The sequence below is a fragment of the Mesorhizobium sp. Ca11 genome (genome assembly GCF_020165275.1).
Lineage (GTDB): Bacteria > Pseudomonadota > Alphaproteobacteria > Rhizobiales > Rhizobiaceae > Mesorhizobium.
The window spans coordinates 90828-116357 of record NZ_JAIUHU010000002.1 but is presented as its reverse complement, the minus strand read 5'-3'; the positions used below and the strand labels follow the sequence as shown (position 1 = coordinate 116357).

Annotated in this window: 26 protein-coding genes; 16 read left to right on the top strand and 10 right to left on the bottom strand. The window is 63.2% G+C overall.

Features of this window, described 5'->3' with window-relative positions:
* Nucleotides 1–24: 24 nt before the first annotated feature.
* A complete protein-coding gene (locus LB538_RS04290; protein WP_224527735.1) occupies nucleotides 25–288 on the bottom strand; it encodes a hypothetical protein in 264 nt (87 codons plus the stop codon).
* Between the two features lie 1075 nt (nucleotides 289–1363).
* Nucleotides 1364–2260, bottom strand: coding sequence for an alpha/beta fold hydrolase (locus LB538_RS04285; RefSeq protein WP_224527733.1), 897 nt, complete (start codon nucleotides 2258–2260; stop codon nucleotides 1364–1366).
* A gap of 144 nt (nucleotides 2261–2404) precedes the next feature.
* Between LB538_RS04285 and LB538_RS04280 the strand changes: the two genes are divergently transcribed.
* The gene (locus tag LB538_RS04280; RefSeq protein WP_224527730.1) at nucleotides 2405–4165 is read left to right on the top strand and encodes a thiamine pyrophosphate-dependent enzyme; all 1761 of its coding nucleotides are present in this window, start codon (nucleotides 2405–2407) and stop codon (nucleotides 4163–4165) included.
* 459 nt (nucleotides 4166–4624) lie between these two features.
* Nucleotides 4625–4795, top strand: a complete 171-nt coding sequence (locus LB538_RS04275) for a hypothetical protein (RefSeq protein ID WP_224551591.1) — start codon at nucleotides 4625–4627, stop codon at nucleotides 4793–4795.
* Between the two features lie 94 nt (nucleotides 4796–4889).
* On the opposite strand, the gene LB538_RS04270 is transcribed toward LB538_RS04275, so the two are convergent.
* Together LB538_RS04270 and LB538_RS04265 are read right to left on the bottom strand one after the other, a co-directional pair.
* Nucleotides 4890–5168 carry a hypothetical protein gene (locus LB538_RS04270; protein ID WP_224527724.1) on the bottom strand — a complete coding sequence of 93 codons (279 nt, stop codon included), beginning with the start codon at nucleotides 5166–5168 and terminating at the stop codon, nucleotides 4890–4892.
* A 244-nt stretch (nucleotides 5169–5412) separates the two neighbouring features.
* Nucleotides 5413–5727 (bottom strand): hypothetical protein, encoded by a 315-nt coding sequence (locus tag LB538_RS04265; protein WP_224527721.1) that lies wholly within the window; start codon nucleotides 5725–5727, stop codon nucleotides 5413–5415.
* A 150-nt stretch (nucleotides 5728–5877) separates the two neighbouring features.
* Between LB538_RS04265 and LB538_RS04260 the strand changes: the two genes are divergently transcribed.
* The gene (locus LB538_RS04260; protein WP_095768854.1) at nucleotides 5878–6081 is read left to right on the top strand and encodes a DUF2934 domain-containing protein; all 204 of its coding nucleotides are present in this window, start codon (nucleotides 5878–5880) and stop codon (nucleotides 6079–6081) included.
* Between the two features lie 169 nt (nucleotides 6082–6250).
* On the opposite strand, the gene LB538_RS04255 is transcribed toward LB538_RS04260, so the two are convergent.
* On the bottom strand, nucleotides 6251–6853 hold the full coding sequence (locus LB538_RS04255) for a diguanylate cyclase (RefSeq protein WP_224527720.1): 603 nt from the start codon (nucleotides 6851–6853) through the stop codon (nucleotides 6251–6253).
* Nucleotides 6854–7311: 458 nt separating this feature from the next.
* On the opposite strand from LB538_RS04255, the gene LB538_RS04250 reads away from it, so the two are divergent.
* Entirely contained in the window at nucleotides 7312–7887 is a 576-nt protein-coding gene (locus LB538_RS04250; protein ID WP_224527718.1) for a response regulator, read from the top strand.
* Nucleotides 7888–7939: 52 nt separating this feature from the next.
* Here LB538_RS04250 and LB538_RS04245 read toward each other — a convergent pair whose 3' ends face one another.
* Complete coding sequence (locus LB538_RS04245) at nucleotides 7940–8371, bottom strand: hypothetical protein (protein ID WP_224527716.1); 432 nt, start codon at nucleotides 8369–8371, stop codon at nucleotides 7940–7942.
* A gap of 328 nt (nucleotides 8372–8699) precedes the next feature.
* Here LB538_RS04245 and LB538_RS04240 point away from each other — a divergent pair, with 328 nt between their 5' ends.
* From LB538_RS04240 to LB538_RS04230, 3 genes are read left to right on the top strand one after another with little or no spacing between them, the layout of a single operon-like run.
* Nucleotides 8700–9752: a chemotaxis protein CheB gene (locus tag LB538_RS04240; RefSeq protein ID WP_224527713.1), complete on the top strand. Its 1053-nt coding sequence runs from the start codon at nucleotides 8700–8702 to the stop codon at nucleotides 9750–9752.
* Nucleotides 9706–13278: a CheR family methyltransferase gene (locus tag LB538_RS04235; protein WP_224527710.1), complete on the top strand. Its 3573-nt coding sequence runs from the start codon at nucleotides 9706–9708 to the stop codon at nucleotides 13276–13278. The genes LB538_RS04240 and LB538_RS04235 overlap by 47 nt, the downstream gene beginning before the upstream one ends.
* Nucleotides 13279–13312: 34 nt before the next feature.
* Entirely contained in the window at nucleotides 13313–13687 is a 375-nt protein-coding gene (locus tag LB538_RS04230) for a response regulator (RefSeq protein ID WP_224527708.1), read from the top strand.
* Between the two features lie 11 nt (nucleotides 13688–13698).
* On the opposite strand, the gene LB538_RS04225 is transcribed toward LB538_RS04230, so the two are convergent.
* Both LB538_RS04225 and LB538_RS04220 read right to left on the bottom strand, forming a co-directional pair.
* Nucleotides 13699–14049, bottom strand: coding sequence for a response regulator (locus tag LB538_RS04225; RefSeq protein WP_224527705.1), 351 nt, complete (start codon nucleotides 14047–14049; stop codon nucleotides 13699–13701).
* A 311-nt stretch (nucleotides 14050–14360) separates the two neighbouring features.
* Entirely contained in the window at nucleotides 14361–14855 is a 495-nt protein-coding gene (locus LB538_RS04220; protein ID WP_224527702.1) for a DUF6894 family protein, read from the bottom strand.
* Between the two features lie 208 nt (nucleotides 14856–15063).
* On the opposite strand from LB538_RS04220, the gene LB538_RS04215 reads away from it, so the two are divergent.
* The gene (locus LB538_RS04215) at nucleotides 15064–15387 is read left to right on the top strand and encodes a hypothetical protein (protein WP_140542275.1); all 324 of its coding nucleotides are present in this window, start codon (nucleotides 15064–15066) and stop codon (nucleotides 15385–15387) included.
* Nucleotides 15388–15629: 242 nt separating this feature from the next.
* On the opposite strand, the gene LB538_RS04210 is transcribed toward LB538_RS04215, so the two are convergent.
* Nucleotides 15630–15836 (bottom strand): hypothetical protein, encoded by a 207-nt coding sequence (locus tag LB538_RS04210; protein WP_095768905.1) that lies wholly within the window; start codon nucleotides 15834–15836, stop codon nucleotides 15630–15632.
* A 224-nt stretch (nucleotides 15837–16060) separates the two neighbouring features.
* Nucleotides 16061–16333 (bottom strand): hypothetical protein, encoded by a 273-nt coding sequence (locus tag LB538_RS04205; protein ID WP_140833344.1) that lies wholly within the window; start codon nucleotides 16331–16333, stop codon nucleotides 16061–16063.
* A 189-nt stretch (nucleotides 16334–16522) separates the two neighbouring features.
* On the opposite strand from LB538_RS04205, the gene LB538_RS04200 reads away from it, so the two are divergent.
* From LB538_RS04200 to LB538_RS04165, 8 genes are read left to right on the top strand one after another with little or no spacing between them, the layout of a single operon-like run.
* Nucleotides 16523–17629, top strand: a complete 1107-nt coding sequence (locus LB538_RS04200; RefSeq protein WP_224527699.1) for an NAD-dependent epimerase/dehydratase family protein — start codon at nucleotides 16523–16525, stop codon at nucleotides 17627–17629.
* Complete coding sequence (locus tag LB538_RS04195; protein WP_224527697.1) at nucleotides 17626–18699, top strand: NAD-dependent epimerase/dehydratase family protein; 1074 nt, start codon at nucleotides 17626–17628, stop codon at nucleotides 18697–18699. The genes LB538_RS04200 and LB538_RS04195 overlap by 4 nt, the downstream gene beginning before the upstream one ends.
* Entirely contained in the window at nucleotides 18696–19988 is a 1293-nt protein-coding gene (locus LB538_RS04190; protein ID WP_224527695.1) for a TIGR04295 family B12-binding domain-containing radical SAM protein, read from the top strand. Before LB538_RS04195 ends, LB538_RS04190 begins: the two co-directional genes overlap by 4 nt.
* A complete protein-coding gene (locus tag LB538_RS04185) occupies nucleotides 19973–21073 on the top strand; it encodes a glycosyltransferase family 4 protein (protein WP_224527693.1) in 1101 nt (366 codons plus the stop codon). The genes LB538_RS04190 and LB538_RS04185 overlap by 16 nt, the downstream gene beginning before the upstream one ends.
* A gap of 2 nt (nucleotides 21074–21075) precedes the next feature.
* On the top strand, nucleotides 21076–22203 hold the full coding sequence (locus LB538_RS04180) for a glycosyltransferase (RefSeq protein ID WP_224527691.1): 1128 nt from the start codon (nucleotides 21076–21078) through the stop codon (nucleotides 22201–22203).
* Entirely contained in the window at nucleotides 22200–23294 is a 1095-nt protein-coding gene (locus tag LB538_RS04175) for a glycosyltransferase (protein ID WP_224551593.1), read from the top strand. Before LB538_RS04180 ends, LB538_RS04175 begins: the two co-directional genes overlap by 4 nt.
* Nucleotides 23291–24400, top strand: a complete 1110-nt coding sequence (locus LB538_RS04170; RefSeq protein WP_224527688.1) for a glycosyltransferase — start codon at nucleotides 23291–23293, stop codon at nucleotides 24398–24400. Before LB538_RS04175 ends, LB538_RS04170 begins: the two co-directional genes overlap by 4 nt.
* Nucleotides 24397–25458, top strand: a complete 1062-nt coding sequence (locus tag LB538_RS04165; protein ID WP_411908990.1) for a UDP-glucuronic acid decarboxylase family protein — start codon at nucleotides 24397–24399, stop codon at nucleotides 25456–25458. Before LB538_RS04170 ends, LB538_RS04165 begins: the two co-directional genes overlap by 4 nt.
* Nucleotides 25459–25530: the final 72 nt, after the last annotated feature.

Sequence of the window (25530 nt, the reverse complement as noted above, 5' to 3'; positions counted from 1 at the left end):
CGATATCCGTTCTTTCCTGGAGGCCTATTCGCGCGCGATGAATTTGTTGAAGCGGCTGATGGTACCCTCCGCGGTCATGTCCTGATGGACGAACGCCAAATTGTCGTCGTCCAGCACTTTGAAGAAGTCTTCCCATTCGATCGGTCTCAGATCTTCGTCGCCTGCGCCGAAATCGACCCGCAGGATCGCGCCCTTCCCCGGCCCGGCGACGACGGCAGGCTTGCCCTCGCGCGCCTCGATCCAAGCTCGGATCACTTCGTGATTTGAGGTCGTCATAGCCTCGCTCATTGCGGCCTCCTGGTTGACATTTCCCGCTATCTCAGAGGAACCCGGAGATCTCCCGCTTGTTCCCCTTGCGCCCGGTTTGGGGGCCCCGCGGCAATCGAAGATCCACGCGGTGATCCAGACGAAGAAGGCCCGCTGCCTGCATGCGGCAACGGGCCATGGGCCTGATGGGACCCTGGATCGCTAGAGGGAGGGGCGATCCCCCTTCGAACCGGCAGGCGACAGAAATGTTCCGGAGAAAGTTTCACGTTTCCAGCGTGTGGTGAACATTCAGAGTTGGACGGCATTCTTCTCGTCCACAGCCGGAGCTTGCGGCAAGCTTCCATGAAAGAGCGCGCTGAATTGCCGGGCGTAAGCTTAACCAGCCCTGGTCCGCACTCAACCACGGCTTTAGCGTCCCCTAGGAAAACTGTCTTCGGCATTTTCGGTGTCCCCTCCCGCCCGCTGAAATGATGTTGCCGAACGAGCAATCGGGACGAATGTTTCAGCCGGCGGAGCGGGCATGCCCCAGCTTGCGCTATCTCGGACCTCCATCCGATTCTTCCCCTGCCCCGCTCGCTTGGGAACTGTCCGATTCTACCCGCGAGAACACACGAACCGGCGCTTGCCTCGGTGCCGGGGCGCGAGATTTTCGGCGCCACCATCGCGGCAGGAACTCGGCAATCAGGCTTTGAATTATGCCCTTCATCCGACCGCCTCATGGAAGGTTTGGAGACGAACAACTGCCGGCCATGATTGTTCCGCATCGTTGCGATCGGAACGTCCCGGTCGACAATCAATTCGGGCGGGCTTTGCGCGTCCGCAACGCTATCGCGGCGTCGAGCTTACGCGCCAGTGCCAACATTCGAGACGGTGCATTCTCGCATCCCAGCGCCTCCAACGCGACGCTCGTCTCGCGCTCCGGCGTCGTGATCTTGGAGGGCTCCTCACGAAGCTTGCGTGTCACGGCCGTTCCCCTAACATGGGTTAATGCCTTCCCCACTAACCCACTGATGGGAAAAAGGTTCCTGTCCCGCCAGTCTGCTGGACCGACGAACTTCCTCTCGGGCGCAGTTGTCCCGAATATCGTCGGCGCAGCCTATTGCCTGCCGAAGCTTATCAGGAAGCTCTCCAGCGCCTCTCGGGTCTGCTCAGGCGCCTCGCGGGTCGGAAAGTGGCCGACGCCCGGCAGAAGCCCACGTTCGTAGCTTGCCGAGAAATACTTCTCCTTGGCTTCGGACGAACCCGGCAGAACGACGCGGTCGTCATCGCCATGAAGGACCAGTGTCGGCACCGAGATGACCTCCGCCTCAACCTGCTTGCGCGCGAGTTCAGCGTAGCGCGGATCGGGATCCGCCTCCCCCCAGCGCACGCGATAGGAATGCAGCGTCACATCCGGCCAGTCCGGATTTTTGAAGGACTTCGCCACACGTTCAAACAGCGCGTCGTCAAACCAGCCTGGCGGGCTCCAGCTGCCCCACTGGAATCGCGCGAAGGAGTGGCCGTGCTGTCGCACGAACTCCTCGCCGCGCTCGGTCGCCATGAACCACTGGTACCAGAAGGCCCTCGTCTGCTCCAAAGACGGCGTCGGAAGCGAGCCGGGTTGCCATCCCAGCGAAAGCGCCGCGCAGCATCTTATCCTCTGCGGAAAGACGGAGGCGAGCAGGTAGGCGATGCGTGCCCCCCAGTCGTGGCCGACAACCGCGAACCGTTCGAGGCCGATGGCATCGGCAAAGTCGAGCGCGTCCTGCGCCATGGCGGCGATCTCGCCTGAGCGCATCGTTTCGTTTGAGTGGAACACAGTTCCTCCAAACCCGCGCAGCCATGGCGCGAAGGTGCGAAAGCCCGCGGCGTGAAGAAATGGCGACACGTCCGCAAAAGTGGTCGCATCGTCCGGCCAGCCATGAAGGAGCAGCACAGGCGCTCCGTCCTCGGATCCGCCGCTCACATAGGCGACCCGCAGCAGCGGCGTGTCGCAGAAAACAGGCTCTTCCACAGATCCTCCTCAGAGCAGCACATTGCAGTGGCCGCCCAACCCCTTGCAATCAGGTTTGTTCCTTGTGGCCGCCGGCCCGGCCCGATCCGACGAGGGAACCAACCGTGGTCTTACCGGTTCGGAAGCCAACAGCGGAGCCTCGCCATGCCCAACGCAGCCGAAATCCTCGTCGACACCCTGATTGCCTGGAACGTCGAAGTCGTGTTCGGCCTGCCCGGCGACGGCATCAATGGCATCATGGAGGCGCTGCGCAAAAACCGGGACAGGATATCCTTCGTCCAGGTGCGGCATGAGGAATCGGCCGCTTTCATGGCTTGCGCCTACGCCAAATGGACAGGCAAGCTCGGCGTGTGCCTCGCAACGTCGGGGCCCGGCGGTACTCACCTTCTCACCGGCCTCTACGACGCCAAGCTCGACCAGGCGCCGGTGCTGGCAATTACCGGCATGCAGTTCCATGACCTGATCGAGACATTCACGCAACAGGATGTCGATCTCACCCGCGTCTTCAACGACGTCAGCGTCTACAACGTCCAGGTCTCGGACGCGGCCCATATGGAGAACGTGGCAAGCCTCGCCTGCCGCACCGCGCTCGCCCGCAGGGGCGTCGCCCATCTTTCAATCGCCAGCGATATCCAGGAACAGCCCGCCGACGCGGCCAAGCGATCCAAGCGCAACCGGCCGGCGCACACGCCGCAGGGCATGTTCGCTCCTCACTGCGTCGCGCAAGACGCGGAGTTGGACAAGGCCGCGGCCATTCTCAACGACGCAGCGCGCGTGGCGATCCTTGCGGGACGCGGAGCGATCGGCGCGGCGGCCGAGCTTGAAGAATCGGCGCGGCTGTTGCTGGCGCCGGTGGTCAAGGCGCTGCTGGGCAAGGCGGTGCTGCCGGACGACCATCCTTACACCACTGGCGGCATCGGCATTCTGGGCACCTTGCCATCGCAGGAGGCGATGGAAGCATGCGACGCCGTGCTCATCGTCGGCTCGACCTTCCCCTACATCGAGTACTACCCCCGGCCGGGCAAGGCGCGTGGCGTCCAGATCGATTGCGATGCGCAGCGCATCGGCCTGCGCTTTCCGGTCGAAGCCGGTCTGGTCGGCGATGCGGCGGAGACCTTGCGCGCCCTCAACAAGCGGCTGAAGCAGAAAGCCGACGGCGAGTTCCTGGCGACGGCGCAAGGCTCGATGCGCAAATGGCGCGAGATGATGCGCCAGTCCGAAGACGCCTTGTCTCATCCTCTCAAGCCGCAACGCGTCGCGCGTGCCTTCGGCGAACGTCTTGCGGAGAATGCGATTCTGGCCACCGATTCCGGCCAGAACACGGAGCTTGCCGCCCGTCATGTCGATCTCCGCGCGGGGCAAGCCTTTGGCGTTTCCGGTGCGCTTGCCTCCATGTCCTGCGGCCTCAGCTATGCGATCGCCGCCGGCATAGCCTTTCCCGGCCGCCCTATCGCGGCGATCGTCGGCGATGGCGGGCTCGCCATGCAACTGGGCGAGTTTTCGACGGCCGTGCGCTATGGCATTCCGCTGAAACTCCTGGTCATCAAGAACAACATGCTGAACCAGATCGCCTGGGAGCAGATGATGTTCCTCGGCAATCCCCAATTCGGCTGCGAGCTGCAGCCGATCGATTTTGCCAAGGCCGCCGAGGCGATGGGTGGAAAAGGGTTCAGCATCGAGCGGGCGGGGGAGGTCGAGCGCGTGCTCGACCAGGCTTTCGCCGCCAGCGGGCCGGTGATCATAGAAGCGCTCGTCGACGCCTATGAGCCGATGATGCCGCCGAAAATGCCGCCCGATTACGCCAAGAACTTCCGCAAGGCGCTGCCTCGAACTCCGGGCCGCGACCAGATCGAGGAAAACGTCGCACAGGAGCCAGCCAAGACGATGATGGAGGCCGGCGAATAAGCGGGAATTCCGATGCTCGCCGAGCGACGCTGATATGGGAGAACGATCCCGGCATCGGCACCCTCTAAGGGCACTTTCAAGGAGCCATGGCGGGACACGGTCGAAGGCGATGTGAAACGACTCCAACATCGCGGCCGGGATCGACCCGAGGCAGAAAATTCGAACAACAAATAAGCCTAGTTGTTCTATGACGCGCATTCGATATGGCAGCATTGTTGGTTTCAGGTGTAATCGACAAGAAGTTATGGAATAGCACCTGCCAGTCTGGAACATCGACAGGGATTTCTTGTTTGAGACATATCGCAATCGGGCGATCAAACAGGAGACTTCCCCATGATTAGACTTCTCTCGGCTTCGGCTGTTGCAATTGTCCTGGCTACATCCGCAATGGCCCAATCCAGCGGCTCTGGAACCAGTGGCAACGGGTCTGGAACAGGCACCACGACCGGAACCAACGGCATGAACAACAACGGCAATGGCGGCACGGTCGATCCAAACGCCACAAACAGCACGACCACAAACCCGTCCGGCGGCATGGGCGACCGGTGCAAGGACGCGGCTGGCAACGATATCGACAACAATACCGCTAGCGGCAACACCACATCCAACATGCAGAACTGCAACAAGTAGGCGTTTCGCGCCTGTAGCTTTCGCACACCGAGAAGGTCCGCCTGTGTGGAGGACGGGCCTTCTTGGTCACGATTTGGGATCTAACCGCTGCGCCTCACATCCCGCGGTCCGGAACATAAAGGCAGAAGGAGTGCTGGGAACTGGTGTCGCCCCCGGGCTTGCACTCGTGAAAATATTCGTCGCGTGATCGCTTGATGCGGTGGTCGCTGTAGGGGATCAGCTCGCCGGTCGAGAGTTGGTAGCCGTATTTCGTCTCTTTCACGTCCGAAGGTGGAGCCTGATAGCAATCCACTCCGGCGCAGCAGGAAGGATCGTACTGCCAGCCCGCCGGCGCCTGGTGCGCCGAGGCCGGGGCACAAAGAGAACCTGCCAAGAGGCCTGCCGGCAAAACCAGCCAAGCCGTCGTTCGGCGCTGAACAGGCGGGCGACACGTCATCGCGCCCGCTCGTTTCCGGAAATGCATGCTGGGGGCTTTTCTGTTCATCGTCGGTCCGCCGTTTTACAGCAACCGGATGGTCTCGGAGCCTGGCTACTCGCCGCCTCAATGCCGGAACCGGCGGAGACGATTGCTACCGAACTTAGAATTCAAAGCTATGTTCCAGGGGGCGCGCCGCCGTTCATTTCTTTACATACGCGCCGGGCTGACGGCCGCTCCTGGGCGCCTTGGCGTCCTTGGAATGCTCCGCGACAGCGGGACCGGCCCCTGAGCTCTTTTCCGTCGCCGTGCTTGGCGTCGGCTGTCGCGGCGGATTGCGGCCCTCAGATTGACGGGTCTTGTCCTCGACCTCGCCCTGCTTGCGGCTGAGGCCCGGATCGACATGGGGCCTTTCATTGCCGGCGGCGTCCTGGGAAAATTCGTCGCTCGGATCCGGATCGGTGTTGGCGGGATATTTCGTGGCGCCGGTCTCGCGACGGTTCAAACTGTTCTTCATGACTCTATCTCCGGTTGGATGAAAGATAACACCGGCGCGAGAGCGGCGTTCCCAACTGCCGGGCAGTCCGTTTCAAGTCCGGTGGAACAAACCTCCAGGCATCCGATTAGGCGCAGACAATGCAGTTCAGCCGTGCGAGAGGAGCCAGGCATGGACAGGGAAGAACGCATCAGGCAACGCGCTCATGAGATCTGGGAGCGTGAAGGCCGCCCCGAGGGCCGTCAGCAGGAACACTGGGATCAAGCCGTGCAGGAGATCGAGTCGGAAGGTTCGGAAGTCGAGCGCGGTCCGGTGGCGCCCGATCCCGCGGTTGGCGCCGGCTCTGATCCGGCCGCCAACAGGCCAGGCGGCTGAAGCAGGTCGGCCCGGGGATGCGTCGTATCCTAATTGCTCTCGGCATTCTGGTGATCGTTCTGGTCGCCGTTTGGGTCTGGGCTGACCAAAACGGCGGGCGCCCGAGCGGCGGCGCCCAGCAGCCCTCGCCGCACGCTATCGACCAGAATGGCTGAGAGGACAGCCAGCCTCAGCGCGTCGCCGTGTCGCCGGGCTCACGCCGCCTCGCCTTGTCAGGCACCAGCCGGCCTGAGTTGGCGCGCAGGCCTCTGACGAACTCCTCCACATAGGGCAGCAGCTCGAACAGCACGATCACGATCATCACAACGGCAATGTATATCACCGGCAGTTGCTGTTCTTTCCAGGCCAGGTCGAAGCGAGCCCTTTCCGTTCCGGCGCCGAACAGCGCCAGGAATTGGCCCCAATGCAGCGCCACCACGATGACCAGCCCCATCAGCGGAATCATTTCCAGAAAGCTGTGCACGTGCTGCTCGACGGGGCTCACCGTGCGAGCCGTGGTCGCATAGCGCACGTCCCATATCGCCGTCGCTTCGTGAATGAAGAAGGTGACGATCATCACGGCGATGACCAAGGCGTTCACCTCCAGGAACATTGCCGCAAGCAGCGGGATTCCAACCTCGGCGAACATCAGCAAGTGAATGAGCGATTCCTTCGCACCGGTCGTCGATTCGATGTGGGTGGCGCGATGGCATAGCCAGTCGGCAAAGCCCGCAACCAGCCAGACCGGCAGGATGAAGTACATCAGGATGAGGACCATGGGATCGGCCAGCACGCCGCAGCTCCCTATCTGCCGCCGTTCTTCGCGTCGCGCCTGAACTTTGCAGCCTCGCGATCGAGCACGTTCGGCTCGTTGCCGTATTCAGGATCAGCGCCAGCGCCAACCCGCTTGGAATTCTCGTTCTTTCCGCAAGGTCGCGGATACGGTCGGTATCTTGGCGCTCTCTGTCTTCCCTGGAAGCTTCGCCCTGCGGCGTCATGGGTCATCGTTCCCGGCCGACTCCCGCCTGGTGTCGAACCGCCGGCCGGCGGAATGGTTCCATAGCTGTCAGATCCGGCGCGGCGAACCGCCGGAACGGTTCACCTATCGCCGCGTTCTACCAGTTGGCTTTCTTGCGACCTCATGAATACACGCGTCGGTTGCGACGCGACATGCCCCGTGACTGAGATCTCACCAACGTCAGAATATGAACTAAGGAGCTTCGTGTGCGAAACCTCAGGGGACTTCACCTCTTGATCGCGGAGGACGAGTGGCTGCTGGCCAGCGATCTGGCGACCTTCTTCGCTGGGATGGGCGCTATCATCCTCGGACCGGCAGCGACAGTGGAGCAGGCCGGGCGACATGCAAAAGCGGCGGACGCAGCGATTCTGGATGTCAACCTGCATGGTCGCCTCGTCTTCCCGGTCGCGGACGAATTGATGCGGCGCAACGTGCCCTTCGTCTTCTTCAGCGGTTATGACGAGATCGCCATCCCCGAGCGTTTGCGTTTCGCGAGCAGCCTGAGCAAGTCCTCGAACGGCGCCGTCGTGGTCGATGCGCTGTTCCCGCCGGAACCCTTTGCGGAGCCGGTGACCGTCGCGCAGCCGGCGCCCGCAGCGGAGGACGTCGTTGCGCTGCTCCCCAAGCTCCGGCTCACCGCGCGTCTGCTGCTGGACGATGCCGGCGCTTCGGACCGCCTTGTCGAGCACACTTTGGAGCAGGCGCTTGAAGATATCGACAAAAGGCCCGCCGGGTCATCGATCGCCGACTGGCTGAACACCATCATGCGCAAGATAGCGCGGCTGCGCGGAGCTTGTCTGCTGCACTAATCGCAGGCAGCCGAGCCGCCGGCGGCCTGCGCTCGCCTGGCGACCAGCATTCTCAATGCGTCAGGCGGCTTCTGAGCCAGGCAATGATCCGGTTGCCTTTTATGATCCGACGGACCCGCGCGGCAGCCCAGCTGGCCTGCATCGTCGCGCCGGTATGGCAGCTGCACACGACGTCATGCAATTGCCAATCGGACAATTCGAAAAAGCGCTTCGCCTCGCCGTAGGTGTCGGACTGCAGACCGGCCGCGCGCAGCAACGGATCATCGAAAGCAACCGCGAGCGGCGATCCGTCCGCCCGCACCTTTTCGCGAACCTCGGGATCGACATATTCAGTGCCCGTCAGCGCGGAGAGACACCGAAGCGGATTGCGGTCCAGCAGTTCCGCCCACCGCTCGATCCGCTGCGTTCTCGTGGCAAGGGGGATCAGTCCAAGCCGGTCGACGACCGCCACCGATTGAAGTTCATATGAGGTCTGATGCTTCATTGCTGTCTCCTGTGGTTTTGGCGGCGACATCTGTACAGCGGCGCGGCAGACCTGCCGGGCCTGAAGCCCGCGCTTGCAAGGGACAGGCGCAGACCGATCAGGTGTTGCCCACCGATCTTCGACAAACGCCTGGCATGGCGTCTGAAGCAAACCCCAACTGCCAGTCATCCCCTATGTTCCCGCCATCTTTCGCGACGAGCCTGGGCCGGCAGCGATTGGAACTTCGTGCAGATTACAGGGTTAAACATCTGACCTGTCGCTGAACCGCGATGATGCCGTCACCCCAACGGAACACTTCTTACCGCCCAGTTTGGAGGCTCGTAGCGGAATGGCCCGTTCCAAAGGTCTATCCAACCATAACATCATCGTCATCGGCGCGTCGGCCGGCGGAATCGAGCCGTTGAAGCAGATCGTCGCCAACCTTCCGGCCGATCTGCCGGCGGCCATCTTTGTCGTGTTGCATATCGGCCAGGTCAGCTGCCTGCCGGAGATCCTGGACCGTGCGGGCACGCTCGAAACGCAGCCGGCAAGGAACGGCGAAGAGTTCAGGACCGGCTGCGTCTATGTCGCGCCGCCCGGGTTCCATCTTCTCCTTCACGATGATCACATGATGCTGCGACGCGGCCCGCGCGAGAATCTTGCCCGGCCGGCCATCGACCCCTTGTTCCGGTCGGCGGCGCTGAGCTACGGCGCGAGTGTCATCGGGGTTCTGCTGTCGGGTGCGCTTTCCGACGGCACCGCCGGGTTGAGGGCCGTCAAATCAGTCGGCGGGCTGGCAGTCGTCCAGCACCCCAAGGACGCTCTGGTGCCGGGGATGATTGAAAGCGCGCTGCGCTATGTCGAGGTCGACCACTGCCTGCCCGCTGCCGAACTCGGCCCTTTGCTGGCAAAACTTGCGGTCGAGCCGGCGGGAGAATCCTTTCCTCCCCCGCCGGCGGTTAGATTGGAAGCGGCCATTGCCGCGCAGGAGCATTCGACGATGCAGGAAGCGGATCGACTTGGCGAATTGTCGGTGTTTACATGCCCGGAATGTCACGGGCCGTTGTGGGAGATCGAAGACGGTGACATGCTGCGCTATCGGTGCCATACCGGGCATGCCTTCACCACCGACGCGGTGATGGAGATGCAGGCGGTGGAGGCCGAAGAGATCCTGTGGAGCCTGCTCCGCTCGCATCAGCAGCGGGCAGAGTTTGCCAAGCGTATGGCAGAGCGGGAGCGGGCGAAGCGCCGCTCCGGACTCGCCGCCGAAATGGGCAGGCGGGCGAAGGAATATGAGGCGGATGCCGCTGTGATCGAACGCATCCTCGAAAGCAGGCGGGTTCAGGTAAGGGGCAATGGCGAAGTCAGCGCGGAAGGCAAGTACTCACAAGGCAGGGGTTAGTTCGCACGACGACGAAAAACAGCCGGCGTCCTTCCCCATTGTCGGCATCGGCGCATCGGCGGGTGGCATCGCTGCATTGCGGAGCTTTTTTCCCGAAGTGCCCGCCGACAGCGGCTTCGCCTATGTCGTCATCCAGCATCTCGACGCCGAGCATGAAAGTGCGCTTGCCAGCATCATCCAGCGCTCAACCGCGATCGCAACGCAAACAGTTGCCGAAAGCGTAGAGGTCAAACCCGACAACATCTATGTGATCCCGCCAGGTGTTTCGGTGAGGATTGAAGAGCGGCGCTTTCACTTGGTCAAGATCGCGGCCGCGCGCGACAGACGGGCGCCGATCGACGATTTCTTCATCTCGCTTGCGCAGGAGCAGGCCGAGAACGCCGCCGGGATCATTCTTTCCGGAACCGGCAGCGACGGCACCGTCGGCTTGAGGGCCATCAAGGAGCGCGGCGGACTGACGCTCGCGCAAGAGAGCGCCGAATATGACGGCATGATGCGCAGCGCCGTCCAGAGCGGCCTGGTCGACATGGTGCTTCCCGCAGAGGAGATGGCCGGCAAGCTGGTCAGCTATTTCACCCACGCGAGCCGCACCGAAACCGAGCGGGACCGGCGCAAGCGCGAAGTGACCGAACAGCTTTCGCGCATCGCCGCCCTGCTTCGCTCGCGCACAGGACATGATTTCAGCGGCTATAAGGACAACACCATTTTGCGGCGCATCCAGCGCCGCATGCTGGTGCTGCAGATCGACGATCCCACCGTCTTCTACCAGCGGCTACGCGAGGACCCGCAGCAGGTCGATCTTTTGTTCCAGGACCTGCTGATCGGCGTCACCAGCTTCTTCCGCGACCCGCAGGCTTTCGACGCTCTCGAGCGTGTGGTCATTCCCCGGCTGTTCGAGAACCGCAAACCCAGCGAAACGATCAGGGTATGGGTGCCGGGCTGCGCCACAGGTGAGGAAGCCTATTCGATCGCCATGCTCTTGAAGGAGAACGCGCCGCGCGGCGCCGCCTCGCCCAACTTACAGATCTTCGCCACCGACATCGACGAGCGCGCGCTGGAAGTAGCGCGCGCCGGCCGCTACTCGGCGGCGATCGCGCCGGACATAACGCCGAAGCGGCTGAAGGAGTTCTTCTCGCGCGAGGACGGTACGTACCGCATTTCCGCCGACCTGCGGGAGATCTGCCTGTTTTCGGTGCACAATCTCTTGCGCGATCCGCCCTTTTCGAAGCTCGACCTGATCGCGTGCCGCAACCTTTTGATCTACATGGGCCCGGAACTGCAGGAAAAGATCGTCCCGATCTTTCACTACGCATTGCGCAACAATGGCTATCTCCTTCTCGGTTCCTCGGAGAACGTCACGCGCCATCCACAGCTGTTCTCGACGGTGGATAAGACAAGCCGCATCTTCCAGAGGCGCAACGGGGCCACCGCACATCGGTTGCCGGAATTCCCGCTCGCTACCGCGGCGAGATCGACGGATCCAAGTGCGCGCCGGCGGGCAACGGCCGGAACCCTGCAGGAAACCGCGGAGCGTTTGCTCGTCGAGCGCTATTCGCCGGCCTATGTGATCGTGAATGCCGCCGGCGAGATGATGCACAGCTCAGGCGGCACGGGCAAATATCTGGAGCTCGCTGCCGGCGCCCCCAGCCACAACGTCTTTTCCATGGCGCGTCGCGGGTTGCGCATGGATCTGAGGGCCGCGCTCCACAAGGCCGTAAGCACCGGACAGGTGGCGGTCCAGAACAAGATCAGCATCGGCACCAATGGCGGGCGTCAGACGATCAGCCTGGCTGTGCAGCCGCTTCCGGGCGATGGTTCTTCCGACCCGCTCTTTATGCTGGTCTTCCGGGATGTCGGCGGGATCAAGCCGGAAGCCGAGGACGAGGCCGTCCACACAACCGACGATGTCGAAAGCGCCAATGTCAGTCAGCTCGAAAGGGAGCTGAGGGAAACCAAGGAGCGTCTGCAGATCACGACGGAGGAGCTCGAATCCTCCAATGAGGAGCTGAAATCCTCGAACGAGGAGCTTTCCTCGATCAACGAGGAGCTGCAGTCGTCCAACGAGGAATTGGAGACCTCGAAAGAGGAGCTCCAGTCGATCAACGAGGAGTTGCACACCGTCAATGCCGAGCTCAGTCTGCGCGTCGACGAGCTCACCCGCGCCAACAACGACATGGCGAACCTGCTCGAAAGCACGCAAATCGCCACCATCTTCCTCGACCGCGACCTCTGCATCAAGAACTTCACGCCGACCGCGCGCGACCTGTTCCGGCTGGTGGAAAGCGATGTCGGACGGCCGCTGGCGCATGTCCGTCCGCGCTTCACTGCCGACGGCTTGCAGGCCGACATGGAACAGGTGCTGCAAAGGCTTGGCACGATCGAGCGGCAGGTCGAGGGCATGGACAACGGCCAGAGCTATATCATGAGGGTGCTGCCCTACCGGACAGTCGACAATATCATAGCGGGCGTCGTCGTCACCTTCGTCGACATCACCCAGATCACGCAGGCCGAGAAAAGGATCGGCGCGCTCTCGCATGACCTGCGCAACCGCGGCGAAAGCCTGGGAGCCCTGCTCGATCTCGTGCCGATCGGCATCTTCATCGCCGAGGATGGCGCCGGCGTGGAGATCCGCGCCAACCGGCGCGCGGCGGAGCTGTTGGGTCGGCCCGCTACCGGCACCAAGCTGATATCCGTGCCCGCGATCCTGCCGCTGACTTTCAATGGAACCAAGGTAGGCACCGATGACCAGCCGCTGCTCAAGACAATGCGCACCGGCAGGGCAATTCCGGGCTATGAAGCGAGGATCCAGCATGAGGACGGTACCGCAATCGACGTTATGATGTCGGCCAACCCGCTGTTCGACGAAAAGGGCAAGGTCCGCGGCGCCATTGCGGCGCTGGTCGACATATCCAGTCACAAGGAGGCCGAGCGCAGCCAGGAAAGGCTGCTGCACGAATTGCAGCACCGCGTGAAGAATATCCTGGCCACGGTCACCGCGCTGACGTCCCGCATGGTTCGCACATCCAGTTCGATGGGCGATTTTTTCACGTCCTTCCAGCAGCGGCTGCAGGCAATGGGTCGAACGCACGACGTGCTGTCTTCCTACAACTGGACGGATGCCGATCTCGAGCAGTTGCTGCGGGCAGTCCTGTCGCCTTACAGCAGCAAGGAGCGCCAGAATATCATCATCCTCGGAAGCCCTTTGCAGCTGGGCGCGAGCGCGGCCGCGACACTCGGCATGGTATTCTTCGAGCTTGCCAGCAATGCCGCGAAATACGGAGCCCTATCGACAGAGGACGGTCGCGTCGAAGTAGCCTGGAACACCGACAAACCGGGCATTCTGTCAATCCGCTGGAGGGAAATCGACGGACCTGTCGTCGAAGAGCCGCTAAGGAGGAATTTCGGAACGACCTTCATCCAGCAAAGTTTGGAGTACGAGCTGGGAGGGAAGGTCGATCTGAGGTTCGAACGCTCCGGACTTGAATGCGACATAGAAATTCCGCTGGCGTCAGGCACGGGTCGCTGACATTTGCCGCTGAGCGATGAGGAGTGGACACAACATGCTCTTGTCCGGCCTGAATGTCCTTGTGGTCGAGGACGTGTTTATGCTTGCGGAGGACCTCACCGACCAGTTGACCCAAGCAGGATGCACAGTGATCGGCCCGGCACCTACGGTCAGACAGGCGCTTGCACAAATCGAGGGCGTTGCTCTGGACGGAGCCGTGCTGGATGTGAACCTTCGAGGCGAGCAAAGCTTTCCGCTGGCCGAGCATCTCACGCTCGGCGGTGTCCCTTTCATTTTCCTCACCGGCTACGACAGCATCACTGTCTTTCCCGACCAGTTTCGCGACAAGCCCAAGCTGTCGAAGCCGGTCGATTACAACCTGTTGATCGAAGCGGTGTCGCGGTTCCGCAAGAGCGATGCGCCGGACTGAGAAAGCCTGGCCTACGACATGGTGCGATCGCCTATCAACCGGCTCGCAAGCTCGACCAGATGCCGGATCGGCGCAGGCTTCGGCAGAAAAGGCGCGCCATGGAAGACAGGCGACTGGAAGGCCGGATCGTAGCCCGAATGCACGACAAAGGGCACACCCGCCTCCTTGAGGCGAGCGGCGGCGGCCCCCCTTTGGCCGTCGAGCAATTGGATGTCGATGATGGCCAAATCCGGTTGGTTGTCGTCCAGCCAGGTCGCGGCTGCCCGTTCCGAGGCCACGCAAGCCACCTCGAAGCCGAGTGCCCTTAAGCCATCCGCCACGTCGCAAGCGATCAGATATTCATCTTCAATGATCAGTGCCAAGGGCGCTCCCATAACGACCTCCTCTGACACGCTTACCTCCTCCTGGCACACTTGTTGTACTCCGCCGGCGAGGGAAGCGCACGACGTTTTGCCCGCAAACGGCTGCGCGGCTGCCGATAGGATTCGGGCCGGCTTGGTCCAAGCCTGCGTCCTCGCCCCGGCTGAGCTGGATCACGTCGAGGTCTGACAAGGCCGCGCGGGCCTCGAACAGGCGAAGAAATTCCGGCCTCAGCCCATCTCCCCGTGCGGCGGCAATCGCGTGCAGGGGCATAAAGGTCTTTATCGTCCGATCCTTCACAGACTTGCCTCCATCACAATGCGGCGGCCTTTTCCCGCCTTGCCTCATCGAAATCGACCGACAAGATTACATCGCCGTCGCCGCCGCGAACCCGAACCGCCCAGCCCTCCCGCCGAGCTTCGGCAGCCGGATCGTCGAGAAGATCGATCGCGGAGCGCAACGCTTCATCATGAACAGCTTCGAGGTTGGGCAATTCCACCCCTTCTAGCCGCCTCAAACTGCCACCGTCACGATATTCGAATGTGTAGAGATCCTGGCCCACGTCGGTTGGCCTCTCGACGGCGGGTCGGACGGCATCCACGGACCCGTCCTGGCTGCCTTGCGCAGACCGGCCGCCGAATGCAGCACACTGAACCATCAGCTCTTTGGCGCGATCGACAAGCGCGGCATCGCCGGGCAACGGGTCGGACACAACCATGGTGACAGCGATCTTTTCCCCGCCCTCGCCGAGAAATTCGACCGTCACGTCTCCAGGACCGGCATGTATCGCTGTGTCGAGAACTTGCATTCCTGCCTCTTCGTCTCCGTGTCGAGGATACAAAGCTCGCCTGCTCCTGAAAGTTCCGCCCGAGTTCACGAATCGGCTTGGATAGCCGCGCCCGACATCCCGCAACGCTCGCGATGAACTCGAAGGCAGCGCCTGATCGATATCCGTCTTAATGGCGCGGTTGGAACAGCGGGGCCGGAAGCAGGTTTGGAAACAAAGGAGGCGCCGAATGTCACCCAACCAACGCACGCCCGCCGAAGCCCGCGGCGAAATCCAGGCCGGCAGGACGCAGGATAAGACCCCTGGGTTCGACCCTGCGGCTGCGCCGCAGGAGACGGATGCCGAGGCCGGCGATGTCCCGACTTCCGCCAAGCCGGCAGGGCCGCGCGAACCGAGCTTCACCAACCAGGCAAGCTTTGCCAACGCGATGCGGCCGCCAGAGAACGCGCCCGGCCTGCAGCCGCGCAGGAACGGCCCGGTGCTGGTGATCGTGGCGCTGGTCGTCCTGGCCGCGGTTGTGTTTCTGCTCGCCGCGATCTTCCGCCAGGTATGAAGGAACATCGTTCCCCGTCCCAGGTTTGATAGCGCAAGGAGGTAATTGCGATGCCGCGCTTGAGAAGTTTGTTTCGTCATCTATGGCGCTGGAAAGCGCAGCCGACCACGGACCCGTCTCCGGTGGACGCCATCGTGCGGCTGCTCCGCGACGCCGAAAAGCAAGGCAGATCCCGGCGTTCGGGATAACGGCTGAAAGCGTTCCTCGGCTAGCGTCTCCGGCGGATCGAGCAGTCGCCGCAGTCAGTCCTCGTCATAGATATGCTCGTGGATGATGCCGAGGATCTGCAGCTTCACCGTTTCGCGGGCCTCCGGCCGCACGAAGGGCATTAGAAGGTTGACCGTCTCCTCCACCCGCCGCGGCAGGTCGGCGCTCGGATCGCTCAGATAACTGCCATGGGCGTACAGGTTTTCGGTCAGCTTCTTGTTCAGGTCGGAAAAGAGTCCCATGATCATTGCTCCTTGCTGATCCAACAGCCGGAGCGCCCACGCGGTTCCCACTGCCGACGCCGTTCGGGAACCCCCGCCGGGGATGGCTACGACCTTGGAGCGACGCCCAGGCCGACGGACAGCCGCTCGATTGAGCTCAGCGGAATAGATGCGGCAGCCTACCCCTGCCTGCCGCGCGCCATTATCGGGCCTCCTCCCTCCAACGGCGCCAGGTTTTCGGCCTCTCAACCTTTCTGGCTGCGCTCGACGAATTTGTTGAAGCGGCTCGTTCCACCGCTGCCGGCTTTATCCTGATGCAGGAAGGCGAGATCGTTCTCGTCGAAGATGCGGAAGAATTCGTCCCATTCGATTGGCTCGAGCGTGTCTTCGGGCTCGCCGAAATCGATGCGCAGAATGCCGCCCTTGCCTTTCGTGCGAACGACAGCCGGCTGGCCATTCCGTTCTTCTACCCACTTGCGGATTTCGTCGTGATTGGTGGTCGTCTTGGCCTCGGACATGGACTTTCCTTTCTGCAGCGGGGACCGATGAGCGGTCCTAACGGCAGCCAACAGGCAATGTTCCAGATGGTGGAACGGCTCCTTGTCGAAGCTGCGGCACCTCCTGCGACGGGAACTTTGTTGAAGCAGGGAACAAACCTTTTGCCGCGCAGTTCGGGGCGCCGAAGCCAAGTCCACAAGGGAGTCATCGTGAAACGTGTATTGGTTACGGGAGGTTGCGGCTTCATCGGCCGCCACGTCGCCCAGGAACTCACCGACCATGGTTATCAGGTGCGCCTGCTCGATGCGCTTGTCGATCAGGTGCACGGCGCCGAAGCCATCAACCTCCCTGCGGGGGCCGACCTGATCAAGGGCGACGTGCGCGACCGCGACACTGTCGCCGAAGCGGTTTCCGACGCCGATGCCGTGATCCATCTGGCGGCCGAGGTTGGCGTCGGCCAGTCCATGTACGAGATCGCCCGCTATGTCGGCGCGAACGATCTCGGCACCGCGGTGCTGCTGGAGACATTGATCAAGCATCCGGTCGAGCGGATCGTCGTGGCGTCTTCCATGAGCATCTATGGCGAAGGCCTCTATCAGACTCCGGACGGCGAGCGGATCGACAATGCGCGCCGAAAGCCTGCCGATATAAAGGAGGGCCGCTGGGATTTGGTATCGGCGACCGGCCAAGCACTGTCGCCTCTTCCGACGGACGAGGAGAAGCGGCCCGATCTCGCCTCGATCTACGCGCTGACCAAATATGCGCAGGAACGCGCGGTGCTGATCTTCGGCCAGGCCTACGGCGTCGATGCCGTTGCACTGCGCCTGTTCAACGTGTTCGGCGCCGGACAGGCGCTTTCCAATCCCTATACTGGGGTCCTCGCCAATTTCGCTTCGCGCCTCGCCAATGGCAAACAGCCGACGATCTTCGAGGACGGCGAGCAGAAGCGCGATTTCGTCCATGTGCGCGATGTCGCCACCGCGTTCCGCCTGGCGCTGGAGCAACGCCAGGCAGCCGGCCACGCCATCAACATCGGCAGCGGCCGAGCCTATTCGATCAGCGAGGTGGCCCGGCTGCTTGCCAAGGCCATGGGCGTTCCGAAGCGCCCCGCCGAAATTCTCGGCAAGGCGCGCTCCGGCGATATACGCAACTGCTTCGCCGACATTTCCAAGGCGCGCGAATTGCTCGGCTTTGAGCCGAAGCACCGACTGGAAGATTCGCTCGGCGAATTCGCGGCATGGGTTCGCAACAGCGTCGTTATCGACCGCGGCGCGGACATGCGCCGCGAGCTGGAAGAGCGGGGATTGGTCTCATGACCCAGGGCCACCGGCATCCGCGCAAGGCACCGATAGCCGTCATTGGCGGCAGCGGCTTCATCGGCTCCAACCTAGCCGACAGCCTGCTATCCGACGGAGAGCCCGTGCTGGTCGTCGACAATCTCAGCCGCCCGGGCGTCGAGCAGAATCTCGACTGGCTGGCGCAAAAGCACGGCGACCGGCTGAGCGCTAAAATCGTCGACATACGCGATGCCAGCGCACTGGCAGCGGCGCTGGCGCCGGCAAAGGCGATCTTTCACCTCGCCGCCCAGACCGCCGTGACGACCAGCCTGACCGATCCCGCGCAGGATTTCGACATCAACCTCAAGGGGACGTTCAACGTGCTGGAGACCGCTCGCAGCACCGGCGCCCCGGTAGTCTTCGCCAGCACCAACAAGGTCTATGGCAGCCTGCCCCAGATCGCGGTGCGGCAAGCCGACGATCACTACGAACCGCTCGACGAGAAGGTGCGTGCGAGCGGGGTCGATGAGAAGGTAGGCCTTGATTTCTGCACGCCCTATGGCTGCTCGAAGGGCGCGGCCGATCAGTATGTGCTCGACTATTCCAAATCCTACGGGCTGCCGACAGCGGTGCTGCGCATGAGCTGCATCTACGGGCCGCGCCAATTCGGCACCGAGGACCAGGGCTGGGTCGCGCATTTTCTTCTCAGCGTCTTGTCCGGCCGGCCGATTACCGTTTACGGCGACGGCAGGCAGGTGCGCGACATCCTGCATGTGTCCGATGCCGTAGCCGCCTATCGCGGCGTGTTGGCCAGGATTGAGGCCCTCAAGGGCCAGGCGTTCAACCTGGGCGGCGGCCCGAGCAATGCGGTCAGCCTGCGCGTGCTGCTGGCGGAGATCGCCGACATGACGGGCAGCGATGTCGCGCTTCGCCACGACCGCGAGCGCGTTGGCGACCAACCCTTCTTCGTCGCCGACACGCGCAAGCTGCAAGCAGCGATCGGCTGGCAGGCGCGTGTCCCATGGCGCGAAGGCGTCAGCGATCTCGCCAGCTGGCTGCTGCGGCATCGGCTCCAACCGCACCCCGAAGCCACGAGGCACGTCGCATGAAGGTAGCGCTGGTCAATCCTCATTGGACATACGAGCACAGCATCTATTTCGGCTGCCGCCAGCCGCATCTGCCGCTGGAGCTCGGCTATTCGAAGGCAATGCTGGAAGCCGAAGGGCACGACGTGCTGATGCTGGACGGCTTGCTGCAAGGGCTGGACAACGCCGCCCTTGCGGAAAGCGTTGCGGCTTTCGCACCGGACATGACCGTCGTGACAACCGCGCCGACCTATCTGTTCTGGCGCTGCGCGCCGCCCGAGCTGCGCGTGCCGGCGGAATTCCTCAATCATCTCGCCGGGCGCGGCGGACGCACGGTGGCGGTCGGACCGCATGGCTCGGCGACGCCGGCGCCGACCCTGCGCAAGCTCGGCGTCGATGTCGTCGTGCGCGGTGAATGCGAGGAGGTCGTGACGGAGCTTGCACGGCAGAGCGACTGGAGCAAGGCTGCGCATACGGCCCGGCTCCAGGACGACTTTCCAGTGTGCAATGGCGGGGTGCATGCCAGTCCGTTCGTCGATCATCCTGCGCTCGCTTGGCCATCCGACTGGATCGCCGCGCATGGCCACCACCACCACAGGTTCGATGCCCACCAGAAGGGCGCCGGCGCCGAGGTGGAAGCGTCGCGCGGCTGCCCCTATAATTGCAGCTTCTGCGCCAAGATCGATTTCCGCGATGCGTATCGGCGCAGGAAGCACGATGCCGTCATGGCCGAGATCGACGGTTTGATCGCTCAAGGGGTCGGCTACATCTATTTCATCGATGAAATCTTCCTGCCGCAGAAGGCGTTGCTGGAAGCGCTGGTCGACCGCGATATCCAGTTCGGTGTCCAGACCCGCATCGACCTGTGGAAGCCGGACCTGCTCAAGCTGCTCGGCGAGGCCGGCTGCGTCTCGATCGAAGCCGGCCTTGAAAGCCTGACCGTAGAGGGCCGTGCGATGCTCGCCAAGCGATGCCGGCTCGACACGGAGGATCTGGCCGCGCTTTTGGTCGATGCCCGTCGCCACGTGCCTTTCGTTCAGGCCAATCTGATCGGCGTGGTCGAGGACGACCCGGCGCTGGTGGACCATTGGCGCAAGCACCTCATCGATCACGGCGTTTGGGCGAACGAGCCCGTGCCGCTCTATCCCTATCCGAGTTCGCCCAGCTACCGCGAACTCTGGGGCGAGCCCGACGATATTGCCTGGGAGCGAGCGCATGAGCACTACCTCGCCTCCTTCCGATCCTTCAGCGACATCCAGGACCAGCGTCCGCATGCGCTGGCTGAGTTGGAGTCCTCATGCTGCAATCACTGACCCATCGTCCGCGGCGCATTCTGATGACGACCGACGCCGTCGGCGGAGTCTGGCGCTATTCGCTCGATCTGGCGCGAGAGCTGGCGGCCAGCGGCGACAGCATCGTGCTTGCCGGGCTGGGACCCGAACCTTCCCCCGAACAGGCCCGGGAGGCGCGCTCCTTCGCCACGCTGATTTGGCTGAAATGCCCGCCGGACTGGATGACGCGCGACACGAAAGATCTCGACCGGTTGCCCAGCGAATTGCAGGAGCTTGCGTCGGACTATGCAATCAATCTCATACACCTCAATGCGCCGGCGCAGGCAGCCGGTCTCGAGTTGACTTGTCCGATCGTCGCGGTATCGCATTCCTGCGTGGTCACATGGCTGCACGCAGTGCGGGCGCAAATGCCCGAGGGCGATTGGGCTTGGCAACGAGAGCGCAACCGGGCGGGATTCGACCGCGCCGAAGCCATTGTCGCGCCGAGCCGAAGCCATGCCGCCATGCTCGGAGCTTGCTACGGTCCGATCGCCGGCTTGAGCGTCGTCCACAATGGCGCGCTCCCCGGCCCGGCAGGCGCGCATCGCGAGTCCTTCGTTCTCGCTGCCGGCCGCTGGTGGGATGAGGGTAAAAACGGGTTGGCGCTCGATGCCGCGGCTGCCTTGTGCGGCCCTCCCGTTTTCGCCGCGGGCGAAACGGAAGGCCCGGACGGACAGCGCCTGTTCTTTGACAATTGCATCTCGCTCGGCTCGATCAGCCATTCAGAGGTTCGGCAATTGATGGCGCGGGCCAGCATGTTTGTCTCGCCGTCCATCTATGAGCCTTTCGGGCTGGCCGCTCTGGAGGCAGCCTCTGCGGGCACTCCCCTGGTGCTGGCGGACATCGCGACCTACCGCGAGATCTGGGACGGAGCAGCGACGTTCTTCGACGCGCGCGATCCCCACGCGCTTGCCGGCTGCATCGCCAGGCTCTCGCATGACGAAAGCTTGCGGCGCCGGTTCGGTCAGCGGGCCGCCCGAAGGGCGCGCAAATTCTCCCTCAGCGCCCAGACGGCGCGGATGCGAGAGGTCTACGATCGGGCGGCGACGGCCATGGCAGGGCTTTGACCATGCGCTTCCTGTTTTACACCCACTCCGCCGTTTCCGACTGGAATCACGGCAACGCGCATTTCCAGCGCGGCATCATGCGCGAGCTCGTCGCGCGCGGACACGAGGCGGTCGCGCTGGAACCCGCCGACGGCTGGAGCCGATCGAATCTGCTCGCCGAGCAAGGCCCTTTCGCTGTCGAGCGTTTCCGCAAGGATTTCCCGGAGCTGATGGCGCTGACCTATGGCCCCGGCTTCGCGCATGAAGCCTGGCTCGCCGGCGCGGATGTCGTGATCGTCCACGAATGGACGGACAAGGATCTTGTCGCGCGCATCGGACAGGCGCGAGCCTATGGCAATTTCACGCTCCTGTTCCACGACACTCATCACCGCGCCGTATCGGCGACGCAGGCGATAGCGGCACTTCAGCTCGAGCATTATGACGGAGTGCTGGTCTTCGGCGAGGTGCTGCGCGAGAGCTATCTTCGCGCCGGCTGGGGCAAACGGGTCTTCACCTGGCATGAGGCGGCGGACGACCGGCTGTTCAAGCCGTGCCCGGATGTCGAGCCCGTCTCCGACCTCGTCTGGATCGGCAATTGGGGCGACGACGAACGCAGCGCCGAGATCGCCGAGTTCCTGATCGAGCCGGCGCGCGCTCTCGCGCTGTCGGGAACCGTGCACGGCGTGCGCTATCCGACCGATGCCCGAGCCGCGCTTGCCGAGGCAGGGCTGCGCTATGATGGCTGGATTGCCAATGCCGACGTGCCGAAGAGCTTCGCCCGGCATCGCGTCACCATGCACATCCCCCGCCGGCCTTATCGGGAGAGCCTGCCCGGCATTCCGACCATACGCATGTTCGAGGCGATGGCCTGCGGCATTCCGCTGGTCTCGGCGCCATGGTCGGATGTCGAAGGACTGTTCCGTGCCGGCACGGATTTCCTGTTCGCCCGGAACGGCGCCGAGATGCGGGATCACCTTCGCGACGTGCTGAACGACAGCCAGCGTGCGGAGGCGCTGGCTGCGTCCGGCCGGGAAACCATCCTTGCGCGCCACACATGCCGGCACCGCGTCGACGAGTTGTTCGACATCCTCGCCGCATGCGGCAATCGCGAGGTCGCTGAAATCAAACCTGCAAGGGAGGCCGTTGCATGAAGATCGCCTTTTACGGATCGAGCCTTCTGTCGTCCTACTGGAACGGCGCGGCCACCTATTATCGGGGCTTGCTCAAGGCGTTGTCGAAGCGCGGCTATGACATCGTCTTCTATGAGCCCGATGTCTACGATCGCCAGAAGCATCGCGATATCGAGGCGCCGGACTGGTGCAGCGTCGTCGTCTATGAGCCGACAGCGCATGCGCTGATGCAGGTCGCCTCGCGCGCCGCGCAGGCAGACGTCGTGGTCAAGGCAAGCGGCGTCGGCTTCGAGGACGAGGCGCTGCTGCATGCGGTTCTCGACAACGCTCGCCCGGATGCGCTGACCGTGTTCTGGGACGTCGATGCGCCGGCGACCCTAAGCGAGCTGCGCAATCATGCCGAACACCCGCTGCATGAGGCGTTGAAGAGGATCGGCCTTGTGCTGACCTATGGCGGCGGCGATCCTGTGGTTTGGGACTATCGCGCGCTCGGCGCCGCGGAATGCGTGCCGATCTACAACGCGCTCGATCCTGAGACACATCATCCGGTCGCCGCGAATCCGCGCTTTGCCTGCGACCTGGCTTTCCTCGGCAATCGGCTGCCCGACCGCGAGGCGCGCGTCGACGCCTTCTTCCTCGATCCGGCCCGTGTGCTTGGCAGCCAACGCTTCCTGCTCGGCGGATCCGGCTGGGGCGACAAGCCCTTGCCGGCGAACGTTTCGTGGCTCGGCCATGTCGGTACGCGCGATCACAACGCTTTCAACGTGACGCCGAAGGCGGTGCTCAACATCAGCCGCGACAGCATGGCGGCCAACGGGTTTTCGCCCGCGACACGTGTCTTCGAAGCGGCGGGCGCGGGCGCATGCCTAATCACCGATGCTTGGCTCGGCGTCGAGTTGTTCCTGACCCCAGGCGAAGAGATCCTGGTCGCACGGGACGGCGCCGACGTCGCCGAGATCGTGCGCACGCTGACCCCGAAACGGGCGAAGGCGATCGGCGCCGCAGCGCTGCGGCGCGTTCTGGCCGAGCATACCTACACGCTGAGAGCCCGGCTGGTGGACGACATCTTCAAGGCGCATTTCGAGCGCCGGGCAATGGAGGCCGCGGAATGACGAAACCGCTCGACATCGTTTTCCTCGGACTTTCGTTATCCTCATCCTGGGGCAACGGCCACGCGACGACTTTCCGGGGACTGCTGCGTGCGCTCAACGAGCTCGGCCATCGCGTCACCTTCCTCGAACGCGACGTGCCCTGGTACGCGCATCACCGGGACCTGCGCGACCCCGATTTCTGCGACTTGCGCTACTACCAGACAGTCTCCGAGCTGCCCCGCAATCACCGGCAGGAGTTGCAGCGTGCCGACGCGGTGGTGATAGGCTCCTTCGTGCCGGAAGGCAGGGCCATCATCGACGACCTCGCTTCGCTGTGCACTGGACAGTTCTGCTTTTACGACATCGACACGCCGGTGACGCTGGCGCGGGTTGCCGAGGACGATTGCGATTACCTTGCCCGCAGGCAGATCCCCTATTTCGACGTCTACTTCTCCTTCACCGGCGGACCGACGTTGCAGCGCCTCAGATCGGAGTTCGGCGCCCGCCGAACGGAGCCGCTCTACTGCTCGGTCGATCCAAAGCGGCACCATCGCACCAGAGACGCGATCGAATGGGATCTCGGCTATCTTGGAACATACAGCGCCGACCGGCAGCTCGCCCTCGAAGCGCTGCTGCTGGAGCCGTCGCGGCGCCTGCCGGAGCGCCGCTTCGTCGTCGCCGGCTCGCAATATCCGTCCGATATCGCCTGGCCGGACAATGTCGAGCGGATCGAGCACCTGCCGCCCGCCGAACATGCCGCCTTCTACAGCCGCCAGCGTTACACGCTGAACCTTACGCGCGCGTCGATGATCGCGGCCGGATGGTCGCCCAGCGTGCGGCTCTTCGAGGCCGCTGCCTGCGGCACACCGATCATCAGCGACCGCTGGCCCGGTCTCGATAGCTTCTTCCCGGAATCGACGATCGAGACCGCAGCCAGTGCCGGCGACGTGCAGGAAATCCTCACAGCCAAATCGGAGCGGGCCAGACTCGATATGGCCCGTTCGGCACGCGAGGCGGTGCTTGCAAGCCACACCGGCGGCGCTCGGGCGCGTGAATTCGTTCAGGCTTTGACCCAGTCTGTCCATGCGCGCGCGGCGATCGATCTGAACGTGGAAAGTGCAGCATGAATAGCAGACAGGAGACTTTGCAGATGCGGCAATCAAGAAGGGTTCAGCAGACACAGACGGCGCTTGTCGCCGGCGGTGCCGGTTTCCTCGGTTCGCATTTATGCGAGGCCTTGCTTCACGAAGGGTATCGCGTCATATGCGTCGACAACTTTCTTACCGGCCGAATGGAGAATGTCAGCTCGCTGATCGGCCAGGCCCGGTTCCGGCTGATCGAGCAAGACGTTTGCGTCCCGCTGGAACTCGGCGAGACTGTCGACCGCGTTTTCAACCTGGCCTGCGCGGCATCGCCGCCCCGCTACCAGGCCGATCCGGTCCACACCACGCGCACCTGTGTGATCGGAACGCTCAATCTGCTCGAGCTCGCCGCAAGCAACGGCGCCCGCTTCGTGCAGGCGTCGACCAGCGAAGTCTACGGCGATCCGGAACAGCACCCACAGCGCGAGGACTATGTCGGCCACGTCAACTGCACAGGGCCGCGCGCCTGTTATGATGAAGGCAAGCGCACCGCGGAGACGCTCTGCTTCGATTATCTGCGGGCCGAGATGGCCGATATTCGCATCGCCCGCATCTTCAATACCTATGGTCCCAGAATGGACCCGGCCGACGGCCGCATCGTGTCCAACCTGGTCATGCAAGCGATCGAGAAACGGCCGCTGACGATATTCGGCGACGGCCGGCAAACCCGGTCATTCTGCTATGTCAGCGACATGATCGAAGGATTGCGACGCCTTATGGATGTCGATCCCAATCCGCGACAGCCGGTCAATCTGGGCAATCCCGGCGAGTTTTCGATCCTCGAACTGGCAAGGCTGGTTCGGGAACTGACCGGCACCAAATCGCCCGTGAAATTCCTGCCCTTGCCGCAGGACGACCCGCGCCGCCGGCGGCCCGACATAGGCCGCGCAAGGGCGCTTCTCGGCTGGTCGCCCAAGGTGCCTCTCAGGCAAGGCCTGCTGCAAACCATCGCCTTTTTCTCGAGCCTCGACGACCTCGCGATGGAGCCCATCGCTCCGGTCAACAGGACTGAGGCCGGAAAAGTTCGGAACCTTCAGCTCTGAGGCGGTGGCTTCCTTCACCGCAGCGGAACAACCGACCGGGATTGCGGTTGGACATGACAACCGTCATGGAGA